At 54.9% G+C, this 12,927-nt stretch carries 15 protein-coding genes, 2 pseudogenes and 1 riboswitch; of the genes and pseudogenes, 5 read left to right on the plus strand and 12 right to left on the minus strand.

Annotated features, from left to right (window positions below; genetic code table 11):
* Positions 1-72: 72 nt before the first annotated feature.
* Positions 73-143, minus strand: a riboswitch (Fluoride riboswitch).
* Between the two features lie 80 nt (positions 144-223).
* The 11 genes from A9B99_RS11200 to A9B99_RS11250 form a co-directional block, all read right to left on the minus strand.
* Complete coding sequence (locus A9B99_RS11200) at positions 224-1,183, minus strand: YbgA family protein (protein ID WP_064597499.1); 960 nt, start codon at positions 1,181-1,183, stop codon at positions 224-226.
* Between the two features lie 15 nt (positions 1,184-1,198).
* Positions 1,199-1,729, minus strand: coding sequence for a DUF3833 domain-containing protein (locus A9B99_RS11205; RefSeq protein ID WP_064597501.1), 531 nt, complete (start codon positions 1,727-1,729; stop codon positions 1,199-1,201).
* Positions 1,726-2,277 (minus strand): hypothetical protein, encoded by a 552-nt coding sequence (locus A9B99_RS11210; RefSeq protein WP_414855554.1) that lies wholly within the window; start codon positions 2,275-2,277, stop codon positions 1,726-1,728. Before A9B99_RS11210 ends, A9B99_RS11205 begins: the two co-directional genes overlap by 4 nt.
* A gap of 5 nt (positions 2,278-2,282) precedes the next feature.
* Entirely contained in the window at positions 2,283-2,771 is a 489-nt protein-coding gene (locus A9B99_RS11215) for a DUF2878 domain-containing protein (protein WP_064597503.1), read from the minus strand.
* Positions 2,768-3,988, minus strand: a complete 1,221-nt coding sequence (locus A9B99_RS11220; RefSeq protein ID WP_064597505.1) for an SAM-dependent methyltransferase — start codon at positions 3,986-3,988, stop codon at positions 2,768-2,770. The genes A9B99_RS11215 and A9B99_RS11220 overlap by 4 nt, the downstream gene beginning before the upstream one ends.
* Positions 3,985-4,707 (minus strand): DUF1365 domain-containing protein, encoded by a 723-nt coding sequence (locus A9B99_RS11225; RefSeq protein ID WP_064597507.1) that lies wholly within the window; start codon positions 4,705-4,707, stop codon positions 3,985-3,987. Before A9B99_RS11225 ends, A9B99_RS11220 begins: the two co-directional genes overlap by 4 nt.
* Positions 4,700-5,971 (minus strand): NAD(P)/FAD-dependent oxidoreductase, encoded by a 1,272-nt coding sequence (locus tag A9B99_RS11230; RefSeq protein ID WP_064597509.1) that lies wholly within the window; start codon positions 5,969-5,971, stop codon positions 4,700-4,702. The genes A9B99_RS11225 and A9B99_RS11230 overlap by 8 nt, the downstream gene beginning before the upstream one ends.
* Positions 5,968-6,687, minus strand: coding sequence for an SDR family NAD(P)-dependent oxidoreductase (locus A9B99_RS11235; protein WP_064597511.1), 720 nt, complete (start codon positions 6,685-6,687; stop codon positions 5,968-5,970). Before A9B99_RS11235 ends, A9B99_RS11230 begins: the two co-directional genes overlap by 4 nt.
* Positions 6,684-7,118, minus strand: a complete 435-nt coding sequence (locus A9B99_RS11240) for a nuclear transport factor 2 family protein (RefSeq protein WP_064597513.1) — start codon at positions 7,116-7,118, stop codon at positions 6,684-6,686. The genes A9B99_RS11235 and A9B99_RS11240 overlap by 4 nt, the downstream gene beginning before the upstream one ends.
* 269 nt (positions 7,119-7,387) lie before the next feature.
* Entirely contained in the window at positions 7,388-8,116 is a 729-nt protein-coding gene (locus A9B99_RS11245) for a MerR family transcriptional regulator (RefSeq protein WP_064597515.1), read from the minus strand.
* A gap of 85 nt (positions 8,117-8,201) precedes the next feature.
* Positions 8,202-8,906 carry an SDR family NAD(P)-dependent oxidoreductase gene (locus A9B99_RS11250; RefSeq protein ID WP_064597517.1) on the minus strand — a complete coding sequence of 235 codons (705 nt, stop codon included), beginning with the start codon at positions 8,904-8,906 and terminating at the stop codon, positions 8,202-8,204.
* 129 nt (positions 8,907-9,035) lie between these two features.
* Between A9B99_RS11250 and A9B99_RS11255 the strand changes: the two genes are divergently transcribed.
* The 5 genes and pseudogenes from A9B99_RS11255 to A9B99_RS24200 form a co-directional block, all read left to right on the plus strand.
* Positions 9,036-10,004, plus strand: a complete 969-nt coding sequence (locus A9B99_RS11255; RefSeq protein ID WP_064597520.1) for a LysR family transcriptional regulator — start codon at positions 9,036-9,038, stop codon at positions 10,002-10,004.
* Between the two features lie 55 nt (positions 10,005-10,059).
* Positions 10,060-10,914 (plus strand): AraC family transcriptional regulator, encoded by an 855-nt coding sequence (locus A9B99_RS11260; protein WP_064597522.1) that lies wholly within the window; start codon positions 10,060-10,062, stop codon positions 10,912-10,914.
* A 58-nt stretch (positions 10,915-10,972) separates the two neighbouring features.
* Complete coding sequence (locus tag A9B99_RS11265) at positions 10,973-11,383, plus strand: DUF2000 domain-containing protein (protein WP_064597524.1); 411 nt, start codon at positions 10,973-10,975, stop codon at positions 11,381-11,383.
* A gap of 16 nt (positions 11,384-11,399) precedes the next feature.
* Positions 11,400-11,579 (plus strand): annotated as a pseudogene (locus tag A9B99_RS23205) (MipA/OmpV family protein); the annotation flags it as partial.
* A 174-nt stretch (positions 11,580-11,753) separates the two neighbouring features.
* Positions 11,754-11,831: pseudogene (locus A9B99_RS24200) on the plus strand (hypothetical protein); the annotation flags it as partial.
* A 216-nt stretch (positions 11,832-12,047) separates the two neighbouring features.
* On the opposite strand, the gene A9B99_RS11270 reads toward A9B99_RS24200, so the two are convergent.
* The gene (locus A9B99_RS11270) at positions 12,048-12,914 is read right to left on the minus strand and encodes an SDR family oxidoreductase (protein ID WP_064597526.1); all 867 of its coding nucleotides are present in this window, start codon (positions 12,912-12,914) and stop codon (positions 12,048-12,050) included.
* Positions 12,915-12,927: the final 13 nt, after the last annotated feature.

Genomic DNA, 12,927 nt, shown 5'->3' on the forward strand with positions numbered 1-12,927 from the left:
AATCAGGAAGCATGCCGGGCGGGGAAAGCAGGGAATCAAGACCAGCCTGACATACCTCTTGTGGAAATAAGAGTTACGCCAGGCGTCATCAGCCCCTTGAATGGGGCGGTTGGGTAAGGTGGAACACCATCACCTTGTGCTTTGCAGTGTGGATCTCATCGCGCTCTTTTGCAACCCCGTAACCTGGCAGAATCTGTTACGGGGTGTGAAGTGGTAAAGTGAGTTAATGCTCTGGCAAGCGCAGGCGTAGCGGTGCAGGGTACGGGGAAAAATACTTCTGGGTGGATAAATAGTCGTCCGGGTATTCAGCCAGGTAATGTTGCAACAACGTCAGTGGCGCAAGAATCGGCAGTTGCCCGCTGCGGTATTCAATAATCACATTTCTCAGTTCCGCACGTTGCCGGGCATTGAGCTGCTCGCGGAAATAACCCTGAATATGCATCAGTACATTAGTGTGGTTGCGTCGGGTGGCTGGGTGGCTCAGCAGAGCCATTAATTTTTCACGGTAGGCGTTGAAAAAGGCACCGAGGTCTTCCCATTCATGCAGGTGAGCGACAAAACGCCCCAGTTCCCGGTAACCCGCCTGGTGGTGCGCCAGTAACAGCAGTTTATAACGGCTGTGGAAAGCAAGCAGGCTCTGGCGAGTCAGGCCACTGGCGTATACCTGGTTGAGTTCGTGCAGCGCATAAATACGCAACACGAAATTCTCCCTGAGCATGGGGTCGTGCAGGCGACCATCTTCTTCAACTGGCAGCCAGGGGTAGCGGGCCATCAGCGTGGCGGTGAATATACCTGTGCCCGCTTTTTTGCCGCGCTGGTTTGCTTCATCGTACAACCTGACCCGCTCCATGCCGCAACTGGGGGATTTGGCGCAGACAATAAAACCACTTAACGAGCCGATATTATTCACGTACTTATCGGAAAACGCCTGCATTTTTTCAGTAATGTCTTCGTGTGGTTCACTACTGAACCGCAACCGGATTTCGTGTTCCGGGGTTTTTACCAGGCGAAGAGCCGGGCGGGGTGAAGGCAGGCCGACGGCCATTTCCGGGCAAACCGGGCGGAATGTTACCCAGTTTGCCAGTTCATCCATGACGAAAGGCATCCGTTTATGGCCGCCATCAAAACGCACGGTGTCGCCGGTGAGGCAGGCGCTGATACCAATTTCTGGTTTGCTGTTCATTGTCTGTTCCTTGTTTTATGGCGCTTTTTTAGTAAAAAACAGCGTGACCGTCGCGGCGGTGAAGCCGAATTTGGTCATAGTGGTTTTGTTAAACAAATGCCGGTCATCCTGCAGGTACATCCAGTCATCAAAGCTTAGCAGCCAGGTTTTGCCTTTTGCCGTGACATTCATTTTGTAGTGCCAGTTAAATGCGTTTCCTTCCGCCTGCCCAACGGCAACACCTTCAATGTCGTTTGCCGTGCCGGTGTACTGGTGGTTGGCTGTGCGGCGAATGTGCCAGACACGCTGCTGTTTTTCGCCGTCGTCATATACAAAGTGTTCATTAAGAGTGAGCGTATCGCCAGTCACCTGGCCGGTTATTTCCACATGAAAACGGCGCAATTGTTTACCGCTCCGGTCCTGCACCATTCCCCAGGCCTCGGTTTGCCCATTGAAATAGCTGAAGATATCCAGCGGAGGTTGTGTGCCCTGGTAATCGTTCAGGGTGGCACTGCAACCGGTCAGCAGGGCAAGTAATGCCAGTGCGGCACGTTTAAGGAGTGTCATGGTTTTTCTCCCGTTAATTGCTGTCTTAAGTTTGGGTAAGTGGTGCGTGGATCCAGCCAGATAGCCAGAAAACGCTCGCTGAACAGGGACGACTGCTGTGGCCCGAGTTGTGAAAAAGGCGTGCCAGAACCGGGCCGATACCAAAATTGCCCCCGGTGCTGCGTGGTCACAAACGCCAGCTGGCTACCGGGGGTGACGTCAGGCCACAACTGTGCCAGTGCCTGGAGCCACATTGTGCTTTGGGGCGTATTCTGAAGAATGCCGAGTGCCTGCCACTGGTCGCGGGTGGCATCCACCAGGTCGGTATGGCTGATAGCGCGCTGGTAAGTGATAACCAGTGCCAGATCACTGCCCAGCCCGTGGTAACGGCCATCCGGGGACAGTAAGCGGGCGTGGTACAGCGTAAACGGCCCCCAGGTAAAGGTGGCCGCGCCAACATTATGCCAGCGCAACCAGTCTGCGGCTTTTGTCGCCACGGGCGTCAGCAGACATGCCAGTAACGCCATAACACAGGCCAGCGTATTCAGCCGGTTGTTTCTTTTCCGCATGCAGATCATGGCTGGCTCCTGCGTAGTAACCCACACGATAACAGTGCCAGGCAGGCCCAGCCGGTGGACAGCCAGGCTAAGGCCTGCCAGACGGACCCATGAAAATTCATCGCGCCCAGGTAAGCACCCAGCAAATAAGCCAGCGGGCCTCCTGTGGCGGCGAACAAAACCAGCAACCAGGGTGGGATTGCCTGGCTGCGGGCTATCACCGACCAGACACAAGAGAACATCAGCCATAAGGCCACCATCCATAGAGGCACGAGTGTACTGCCCTGAAAGGCGATGCGCCCGGCGAGCACATGGAACGTATCCAGACCGCAACCCACCAGTGCAATAATCAGCGCATGACGCCGGGTTCCAGGTGGCAACATGAAATACACCACCAGTGCCATGCCCAGCCACAACAAAATGCCGCGTTCACGAAACAGCACAACCAGCGTCCAGTAGATATCGAACGCTATCGCGGCCAGCCCGGTACGCAGCAGGTTGTTCATACCCGCTCCGCTGTGATTTGCACCACACTGATGGTGCGGGCGTTAAAACCGGCTTCGCAGTAGCCGAGGTAATACAGCCACATTCGGCGAAAACGTACATCAAACCCCATGCTTTCTATGCGCGGCCAGGCTTGTAAAAAACGCTGCCGCCAGTGAGCCAGGGTCCGGGCATAATCTGGCCCCATATCAAACACGTTGCGCACAACAAAATCGGTGTGACGGGTCATCAACTGGCTCATGGCGGTGAGGCTTGGCAGGAAGCCGCCGGGGAAGATATAACGCTGAATGAAGTCCACGCTGTTGCTGTAATCCTGGTAGCGCTGATCCTGAATCGTAATGGCCTGAAGCACCATTTTGCCGCCCGGGCGCAGGCGCTGCTGGCAGGTGGTGAAAAAGTGTGGCAACCAGGCTTTGCCCACCGCTTCTATCATTTCCACCGAGACAATTTTGTCGAACTGGCCGACAAGATCACGGTAGTCGCTCAATAATACGGTTACCTGGTCCTGCAACCCGGCAGCATGGATACGTGCCTGCGCGTAATCGTATTGCTCGCGGGATAATGTGGTGGTGGTGACCCGACAGCCATAATGGCGGGCGGCATATTCTGCCAGTGCTCCCCAACCGGTGCCGATTTCCAGCAGATGATCATCGCCAGTAAGCGCCAGTTGTTCACACAGACGCTGCATTTTGGCGGTCTGCGCACTTTCCAAATCCTGGTCTGGCGCCTGGAACAGGGCGCTGGAGTAGAGTAGTTCGCGGTCAAGAAACGCGCTGTAGAATTGATTGCCCAGGTCGTAGTGGGCGGCAATATTCTTGCGCGCCTGGCGGCGATGGTTGCGGCGAAACCAGTGGCGCAGGCGTTCTGCTGGCAGGCTAAGCCAACGAAAACCGGTTTCCAGTTTGCCCAGTACTTTGCTGTTGAGTGCCACCACCTGCAACACCTGTGTCAGGTTAGGAGAATCCCACTCACCATCCATCCAGGTTTCGGCGGCTGCCATACTGCCCCCGGTTAATATTCGCCAGTAAAGACGGGGAGAGTGAACGTGTACTTCCGCCTGGAGCGGCGCATGGGCATCACCAAACTGGCGATACTGTGAACCTTCGTGTATTACCAGGCTGCCGTGTTTTAACTCAGCCAGCAACCGGAACAACGCTTTGCGGGCCAACCGGCTGTTATGGGGCAGACTGGATTCAAGGGCGTATACAGGGTCGGTCATGAGCGGGGTCTCCGGTTTGCCGGGTGCGAGTGAACCGGCACGCGTTTTAACAACAGCAACAGCGCCTGCCAGTAAATCGCGGCGACAGTTTTCACCGTCATCAGTGGGATTTTGATTAACAGGTAGCGAAGGTTTTTGCGGGTAAGCGGGCAACGGGCCAGCGTTAATGTGGCATCGAAAACTTTCGCCTGCTGGTGGTTTTCAATGTGCATATGCAACGTTTTGCCAGGCGTGTTAAAGCGCCAGTGGTACACCATCTCCATAGGGTTGAAGGGCGAAACATGGAAAACTTTATCAACCGGTTGGGTGTTGATGGCATCAATCGCATAGTAATGGCGTTCGTTCCACGGGGTGTTACGCACTTCAGCAAGGATCCAGCGCAGCTCACCTTGTTCGTTGTGGCAATAGTAAAAATTGACCGGGTTAAAATGGAAACCGAAATAGCGCAACTGGGTTAACAGCATCACTTTGCCATCCAGCCGTTGGCCGGTCAGTGTGGCGAGCCGGTCCAGTACGTTTTGCCGTAAAGGTGCGCCCAGTGGGTAATCGCGAGTATAAAACGAGGCCGCTCCCCAGCGGTTAATCCGGATGCCTGCCTCCGGCAGTTGCGCCAGCTCATCAAGGTCAATCCAGGCCATAAATACCTGGTAACTGAAATGGTGCTGGCGTGGTTGCCAGCGGCGGTGGCGTAATACCCCGTGGTACAGGCAGCTATTCATGGTGCCCCCTTGTGGCGGCAATTCCTGCCACCACATCCAGCGCGCTTCGCACACCATCTTCATGAAAACCGTTGTACCAGTAAGCACCGCAAAACCAGCTGTGTTGCTGGCCGTTGATTTCCCCCCGGCGTGCCTGAGCCTGCCAGCTTTGCGGGTTAAAGACCGGGTGTTCATAGCTAAAACGCCGCCACACCAGGTTTTCATCAATAGGCTCGGGTGGGTTGAGTGTGACGCAGAACAGTGGGCTGCCTTTCGGTAACCCTTGCAGAATATTCATGTTGTAAGTTACGCAGGCCCGGGCGTGCTCCGCGTTGTTGTTGCTCAGGCGGTAATTCCAACTGGCCCAGGCGCGCTCGCGGTCCGGTAACCAGCGCCGGTCACGGTGCAGGATAACGTCGTTTTGCTGCCAGCCAATCGCGCCCAGCACCTGTTGCTCTGCCGTGCTGGGGTTGCTGAGCAGCGCCAGGGCCTGGTTTGCATGGCAGGCGAAAATCACCTGGTCGAAATGTTCCTGAGCGTGGTTAACCGTAATTTCTACACCGCCCTGGTGGCGAGTGACCTGTTCGACAGGGGTGTTACTGCGGATGTCCAGACAACCGGCAAGGCGGGTAGTGATAGCGCGAATATATTCACGGGAGCCACCAGGCACGACATACCACTGGGGGCGCTGGGTAATATCCAGCAGGCCATGGTTGTTAAAGAACTGCAGAAACAGCGCCAGGGGAAAACGGCGCATTTCCTGCAGTGAGGATGACCAGATAGCCGCACCCATGGGCAGAATATAATGCCGGGCAAAAAAAGTATTGAACCGGTGGTGTTCCAGAAAAGTTTGCAGGGTGTCGTCATCGCCAACGGGCTGATGCAGCGCAGATTTCGCCAGGCGGTTAAAGCGCATGATTTCCGCCAGCAAATGCCAGAAACGGGGGTTGACCAGATTGGTGCGCTGGGCAAACAGAGAAGCCAGTGTGTGCCCGTTATACTCCATCCCGGTGATGGGGTTGTGCACCGAAAAACTCATTTCTGTTTTCTGGCCCAGGATCCCCAGTTCACTTAACAGCCCCATAAAACGCGGGTAGGTGCGGTCATTGTAAACAATAAACCCGGTATCAATGGCCCAGGTGCCCTGGTGTGTGTCTACATCCACTGTGGCGGTATGCCCACCGAGTGTGGGGCTGGCTTCAAACAATGTTACCTGGTGGTGCCCGGCAAGACGCCAGGCGCAGGTTAACCCGGCAATGCCGCTACCGATAATGGCGATATTCATGGTCGTACCATCCTGCGTAATAAAATGTGTTGTACGCAGGCGGGGAGTAACCCCAGTGCGCGTAACAGGAAGCTGAACCCGCAAGGAAAGGCGATATGATTTCGTCCTTTTGCCAACCCGCGGCGAATGGCTTTCACGGCCTGGTCAACGCTCACCTGGCCTGGCATAGCGAAGTCGTTGCGGCGGGTGAGTGGTGTATCGACAAAACCGGGGGAAACCAGGGTTACTGCAATGCCTTTGGGTTCCCAGTCCAGCCGCAGGCTGTTGGCAAACCAGGTGAGCGCAGCTTTTGAAGCGCCATAAGCTTCTGCGCGTGGGAAAGGTAGCCAGTGGGCCATTGAACTGACCAAAACCACACGGCTGCCGGGTTGCAGCTGTGTTTGCAGCGCCGCCAGGCAGTTTACCGGGCCAAGAAAGTTGGTGCGCATCACTCTGTCCACCAGACCGGTATCGATAGCGCCATGGTCAAGGTATTCGCAGGTTCCGGCGCACAGAACGGCGACATCCACCTGGCAGTTGAGCAGTGCCTTCTGGCAGGTGTGGGCATCGGTGATATCAAACTGGCGTGTGGTGATATTAGGGCTGTAACTTGCCAGCGCATCCAGCCTGGCCTGATCGCGCCCACAGGCGATAACCTGTACACCATCATCCGCCCAGGCTTTTGCCAGCCCTGCGCCAATACCCGAGCTGGCGCCGGTGACCAGCACCCGTTTCATGATGCCACCCGCTGTTTAACATGGCGTACCGCAATACCCAACAGTGGGATATGTTCATAGACCATACTACCTGCATCGTAGTAGTCCTGTTGCCAGGTAATACGCCCCTCGCGCACTAACAACATGGAGCAACCGGCTAATGCCAGTGGTTCACCACCCCGCAGTTTGGGGTGTGCCCAGTGCATCACCCAACTGAGTGCCGCGCGGTCGCCCTCGCACAGTGGCTGGTCGACATCGAACCAGCAACGGGTCACGTTGCCCAGCAGATGAGCAAAGTAGTGTTCGATTGCAGAAAGGCCCTCGTGCTGGCCAAACGGGTCGATAAGCCGGGCGTCATCGTGGTATAGCGCACGTAGTTTACTGAGCGACTGGAGATCCAGCGCCCTGTAGAACGCGATGCAGTTTTCCATGACTAAGCGGGTATCGCACATAGTGTTACCTTGGTAAGTTCTTCTTCCGGAGATGACCTGGTATTTATAATACTTGTACAAAATTAATTTTTTGTACAAGTATTTGTGAAGGTATTTTTAATTTTGTTTATATTTCAAAGAGATAAAAGTTACTTTTTTTGTGAGAAAAAGCAGGCGTTTTTCCATCGTAATGATGATGAAGCGCAGGATAAGAAGGTGATGCTGGCCGGGTAACAGGGTTGTTGGAGGGACCGGTGAGCGCCGCAGAGCAAAACGACGGCGGAGGCGTTTTACAACAGAATGACATCCAGGGAAGCGACCTGGTCACGCCATTTTTCCAGATCTTTTTGCCGGGCCTGAGTGAGCTTACCGGTGGTGACCAGTACCCAGTGGCGCTGAGGGAACAGTGCCGGAGCCAGAATGGCTGGAGACGCAGGCAACACATCTGCCCGGCTACCCTGGCCTGAACGTTTCAGGGCTTCCAGCCACACTTCACAGGTGTCGGCCAGTTGCCAGCCCGCCAGTACATAGTTTTCGCCGGGTGCTTTGCGGTCACCATCCAGGCAAAAAGCGGTATACCCGATGATAATTCCGTCCAGCACTTCCCGTAGTGTCATCATGGAGGCAGTGTTTGCCGCAAGGCGGCTGCGCAGGGGGCGAAGTACATTGGCGACCAGTTCCGGCCTGGGGTAATCCCGCCCGGAATTAAAGATTAACTGGCGCAGTGATTCGATTTTGCCCTCCTGCAGGCGTTGCAGCATAGTTTCCTGTAACGCCTGCCAGTTATTGGTCTGGCGTTGGGTTGGCCGCTCCAGCAGGGGTTTTATCTGGCTGACTGGCACACCTTTTTTAATCCAGTCGAGAATTTTCAGTGCCTGGGTTACATCATCGTCGTTGTACTGGCGGTGACCGCCTTCAGTGCGCAGCGGTTTCAGCAGCCCGTAACGGCGCTGCCAGGCACGCAATGTGGTGGCGTTAATGCCACAAAGCTGTGCGAATTCACCGATGGAGTAAGACATGATGCGTTTCCATTCTGAGTAGTACGACGATTTATATTATGGGTAAACGTTGGTGGAAGGGAAGTGGTCTGTTGTTACCTGACATTTACCACGGCACTGTGTTCCCTTTGAAATCAAGGTATTCCAGGCCTGGTCTGGCTTGTTTCTCCAGTAACACATTCACCAGGCTGGGAATCGTTTCTTCGAGGGTCAAGGGCGCTTGTGGCCCACCCAGCGCTGTGCGGATCCAACCGGGAGCCATACTCACCAGCGCCCGCTCTGTGCCTGCCTGGCGTGCAGCAAAGCTGCGCATAAACATGTTTAGTGCGGCTTTACTACCCCGATACAGTTCACGCTGGCCGTTAATATTGTTGGTAATACTGCCCTGCCCGGAAGACATCACACCCAGCAGGGCGCGGGAATGCGTATGTTTTTCCAGCTTTTCCAGAACGCGCATGGGGGCCAGCGCATTGGTGGTCATCACCTGAATAAATTCCTCTGTGGTGATTTCGCCAATAGTTTGCGACGGGTCCCGGTTTGTGGTGCCAGCGTTCACAAACAGCACGTCGAACTGGCTGCCGTTAAGCCGTGCATCCAGAGCGGCCAGTTGCAAGTCGTCGCACATATCCAGTCTTTCAATCTGCAGTTGCCCGGGCCAGGCATCCGCCAGTGCATGCAAAGGGGTTTGTTCACTGCGCACTGTGCCGGTGACATGCCAGCCTTTTGCCAGAAATTGTTCCGCCATGGCCAGGCCGATACCACGAGATGCGCCAATCAGCAGAACAGAGGGTACAAACGAAGGAAGAGACATAACAGCTCCTTGAATAATATTGGGTGACGTTTCTTACTGTAGTGCGGTGTGATATAAGGCGGAAGACGCAGGTGATGCATTAATACCCTGCACCAAACGCCCTGTATCAGCATTCCGGCAGGAGGACAAATGGCAGAGGCCGACCTGAACTTACTGATTGCGCTTGATGTTTTGCTGGCGGAAAAAAGCGTGGCTGCAGCGGCACGCCGCCTGGGGTTGAGTGAATCCGCTATGAGCCGCACTCTGGGAAGGTTGCGCCAGACAACAGGAGACCCATTACTGGTGCGGGCAGGCCGCCATATGGTGTTAACGCCACATGGCGAACAGTTGCTTGAGGCCGCGCCTCTGGCTGTGGCACAAGCCCGTGCATTGCTGAAACCCGCCGCCTCCGCGCTGAACCTTGCCACCCTGGAGCGGGTGTTTACGCTGCGAACTAACGACGGCTTTGCACAAGTGTTCGGCCCGGCTTTGGTGGCGGCACTGGCGCAGTCAGCCCCTCACGCAGGGCTGCGTTTTGTTGCCAAACCTGAAAAGGAAGATGGCCCGCTAAGAGAGGGGCTGGTGGACCTGGAAATAGGCGTACTGAAAAATATGGGCCCGGAAATTTACCTTCAGGCGCTGTTTCAGGACCGGTTTATTGGCGTAGTGCGTGCAGGCCACCCGTTGGCACAGAGCACAATACTGACGCCACAAGCATATGCGACATACGGGCATATCGTGGTTGCCCGCCACGGCACTGGCCGTGGGCCGGTAGATAACAAGCTGTCTTCCCTTGGGCTGGCACGCCATATAGTTGCTGTGGTGCCGGGGCTTGGTGCGGCGTTGTCCATTGCCCGGCAGTCGGACCTGGTGGCGCTGGTGCCTGCGTCGTTTTTCCTGCACCAGGCGCAGAACAGTGGTACAGGCAGTGTTCCCGGGCTTGTTGGCTTTGAGCTACCTGTGCAAACAGGCGCGATAACTGTTTCGCAAATGTGGCACCCCCGCCAGCATAATGACCCGGCTCATCGCTGGCTGCGCGAGTGCCTGCGTGAGGTGTGTACGAGGCAGTATGCTATGTTAAATGCAATGGCTGGTGTCGTTGTGGTCAACGGACAATAACCACCAGGCCTGTTTTATTCCAAAGTGGGCATGGTTATCAACCAAAGGTGTGCTAATGGGCAGTGTTAACAGCAGACACAACCAGCAGGATTGGGTGGATATTCGCCATGATGGCGAAACGGGGATTGAAACCATTCAGGCTCATTTTACAGGCCATGCCTACGATCCTCACGACCACGATGAACTTTTGTTAGGTGTAACTCAGCAGGGGTTGCAACGTTTCCAGTGTAACCGGTTTGTGCATACCAGTTGTCCTGGCCGGGCTATTCTGATTGAACCGGGCGCGATGCATGACGGCCATGCAACGCAGCCTGAAGGGTTTACTTATGCCATGATCTACCTGCCGCAACCCTGGGTTGCCACCATGATGCAACGGCGCAAAATGGGCGATATTGCTGGTGTGGGCGCTGCGTTTCGCCATACGCTCACCGATGATCCTCATCTGATAACGGCCATCAGCCAGGCCTGGTGTTCGATGCATTATGGCGAAGGCCGGTTGGCCCGTGATGAGCATCTGGATAATTTGATGACGCTGTTATCTGCGCATCTTGCCCTGCGGAAACCTTCAACCATGAATGCTTCTCTGGTACAGATGAACCGGGTCTGTGAGTATTTGCGCGAGAATATGGCTCAGGATATCGGGCTGGATACGCTTTCCCGTGAAACCGGGCTGGATCGCTTTCGTCTGAGCCGGCAATTCAAAAAGGCATTTGGTCAGTCACCTCACGCCTGGCTTGTACGCCTGCGTTTGCGTACTGCCCGGCGTATGCTGGCGCAGGGGATAACGCCGGTTCAGGTTGCTTCACTGGTTGGTTTTGCAGACCAGAGCCATCTGGGCAGGTGGTTCCAGCGTGCTTACCGGGTGTCTCCTGCGGCATATCAACGTAAGTGCACAAACGTTCTAGACTGACAGCCCCGCATTTTTCGAACATAGGCCTTCACGAAAAACAGATGGAGACCGGGGTGTAATGTTTGATACTAAAATAGCTTTTGTTGTGCGTAATGATTTGGCTGTGTGGCAGCGGTTAAATGTGGTGGCTTTTCTGGCGACGGGTATTACAAGTGCTGCGCCGGAAATTATGGGAGAAACCTATATTGATGCAAAGGGCCATCACTATGGCAATATTTCTCGCCAGCCGATGCTTATTTTCGAAGCGGATCTGGCCGCTTTACAGCGTACCCACCGTAAAGGGCTGGAGCGGGAACTCACGCTGATCCCTTATGTGCATGCTATGTTCTCAACTGGCCATGACGCTGACAACCGTGCGGTATTCCTGGCGGAAGACCCGGAGAATATGAACCTGGTTGGCATTGGGTTATTCGGGCCGAAGAAAGCTGTAGATAAAGTGATAAAAGGGCTGTCACTTCATCAAGGATAAACAGCAAACCTGACCCGCCAGTGCGGGAATTTATGCCTGGTCAACGAATCTTAACTGGACACACAAGTTCAACCAGGACTGGAGCATGGTTGCCGTAGCAGGTGTTACGCAGTTGACGGGTGATGCGCGCAATAGCCCGATTGTGCAACGACAAACATCGCCCACGGGAAGCCTGCTGGTGACATATCGTTTCTGATTGTTGTTCGTCGTGTGCTTCCCGCCAGCTTATGGCTCTGCACGGCCAATAAAACCTCTTCGATCCGCCCCGGGTTCAGAGAATGGGGCGGAGCTCGACACATTGAAAATTCGAAAGCATCAGCCCCAGGCCAGGATAAAATCTATTCACCGCCGCTGACACATCACAAAAGCGAACGAGAGACCGAGAAAAACACTGAAGTTCAAAACACCGAAAGAGATAATTGAAAAGGGTGTTGCGTTGACAGGTTGAATCTACAGCTACGCTTTTTAAAATTTGTTAGCGGAAAAAGCGCTGGCGAGCAGCAAAGAGAAAATTGAACAAATTGCCTTTAACGTGGCATTCACACAATATGTGGGTGTTCCACCTGGTGTTTTCAGACGCCAGAAGATCCCGCAAACACATTCCCCAGCCCTGAGCAAGGCGCGGGCTTTCCCTGAGCCCGCTCCCGCCTGTCAGCAATGCATTTTATTGCGCGACAAGTGCCGTCACGACGTCGCGGTAGGTATGCAACGGGCGGCCAAGAAGCGTGACCAGACGCTCCCTGTCGCCATCCTGTGGGAGCATGCCGTGGCTGACGTAGCGCTCAGCCATCAGACGCATTTCGTAGGCCATCCATTTCGGCATAAATTCTGCCATGCTTGCTTCAAATGCATCCGGGTTATCTCCGCCGTAAATAATCTCACGGCCCAGCACCTCACTCCATACGGCGGCGGCACTCTCCCCCGTCAGCGTATCGGGACCAACGAGATTAATCGTCTCGACAGGCAGTTTTCCGCTCGCCTGATCGCGTCGTATCAGTTCAATGGCCGCTACCTCGGCAATATCGCGTGTGTCTACCATCGCCAGGCCAATACCGCCGATCGGTATCGGGTAAACACTGTGATTCATGACCACATCCTTAATCATGACCTCATTGTCGATAAAGTAGGTTGGCCGCAGAATGGTGGCGCTAAAGTCCATCTCTTTAAGCATGCGCTCGGCCCCATATTTCACGGCGAAGTGCGGCACATTGACGGAAACATCGGCGCCAAAGACAGAGAGATATACTACGCGCTCAACGCCGCACTCGCGGGCAATGTTGAGGGTAATAATCGTCTGGGTATACTCGTCACCCGCGACCGCATTCAGTAAAAACAGCGTGTTGATGCCGCGGAAGGCGGTGCGTAAGGCGTCGATATCCAGCAAATCGCCTTTCACAACGTCGACATTTGCGGCAAAGCCCGCCTTAACGGGGTCACGGGTCAGCACGCGGAAATCAGCGCCGCGGCGAAGAAGTTGGTTAACGACATTGCGGCCGACGCGGCCGGTGGCTCCGGTGATCAGGATGGTCATGGTATTTACTCCG

The organism is Mangrovibacter phragmitis (assembly GCF_001655675.1).
GTDB lineage: Bacteria > Pseudomonadota > Gammaproteobacteria > Enterobacterales > Enterobacteriaceae > Mangrovibacter > Mangrovibacter phragmitis.

Excerpts from the sequence above, each read along its gene's own strand:
- A9B99_RS11200 (WP_064597499.1), bottom strand. The coding sequence starts at position 1,183 with ATGAACAGCAAACCAGAAATTGGTATCAGCGCCTGCCTCACCGGCGAC.
- A9B99_RS11235 (WP_064597511.1), bottom strand. The coding sequence starts at position 6,687 with ATGAAACGGGTGCTGGTCACCGGCGCCAGCTCGGGTATTGGCGCAGGG.
- A9B99_RS11205 (WP_064597501.1), bottom strand. The coding sequence starts at position 1,729 with ATGACACTCCTTAAACGTGCCGCACTGGCATTACTTGCCCTGCTGACC.
- A9B99_RS11210 (WP_414855554.1), bottom strand. The coding sequence starts at position 2,277 with ATGCGGAAAAGAAACAACCGGCTGAATACGCTGGCCTGTGTTATGGCG.
- A9B99_RS11225 (WP_064597507.1), bottom strand. The coding sequence starts at position 4,707 with ATGAATAGCTGCCTGTACCACGGGGTATTACGCCACCGCCGCTGGCAA.
- A9B99_RS11260 (WP_064597522.1), top strand. The coding sequence starts at position 10,060 with ATGGGCAGTGTTAACAGCAGACACAACCAGCAGGATTGGGTGGATATT.
- A9B99_RS11230 (WP_064597509.1), bottom strand. The coding sequence starts at position 5,971 with ATGAATATCGCCATTATCGGTAGCGGCATTGCCGGGTTAACCTGCGCC.
- A9B99_RS11240 (WP_064597513.1), bottom strand. The coding sequence starts at position 7,118 with ATGTGCGATACCCGCTTAGTCATGGAAAACTGCATCGCGTTCTACAGG.
- A9B99_RS11270 (WP_064597526.1), bottom strand. The coding sequence starts at position 12,914 with ATGACCATCCTGATCACCGGAGCCACCGGCCGCGTCGGCCGCAATGTC.
- A9B99_RS11255 (WP_064597520.1), top strand. The coding sequence starts at position 9,036 with ATGGCAGAGGCCGACCTGAACTTACTGATTGCGCTTGATGTTTTGCTG.
- A9B99_RS11220 (WP_064597505.1), bottom strand. The coding sequence starts at position 3,988 with ATGACCGACCCTGTATACGCCCTTGAATCCAGTCTGCCCCATAACAGC.
- A9B99_RS11245 (WP_064597515.1), bottom strand. The coding sequence starts at position 8,116 with ATGTCTTACTCCATCGGTGAATTCGCACAGCTTTGTGGCATTAACGCC.
- A9B99_RS11265 (WP_064597524.1), top strand. The coding sequence starts at position 10,973 with ATGTTTGATACTAAAATAGCTTTTGTTGTGCGTAATGATTTGGCTGTG.
- A9B99_RS11250 (WP_064597517.1), bottom strand. The coding sequence starts at position 8,906 with ATGTCTCTTCCTTCGTTTGTACCCTCTGTTCTGCTGATTGGCGCATCT.
- A9B99_RS11215 (WP_064597503.1), bottom strand. The coding sequence starts at position 2,771 with ATGAACAACCTGCTGCGTACCGGGCTGGCCGCGATAGCGTTCGATATC.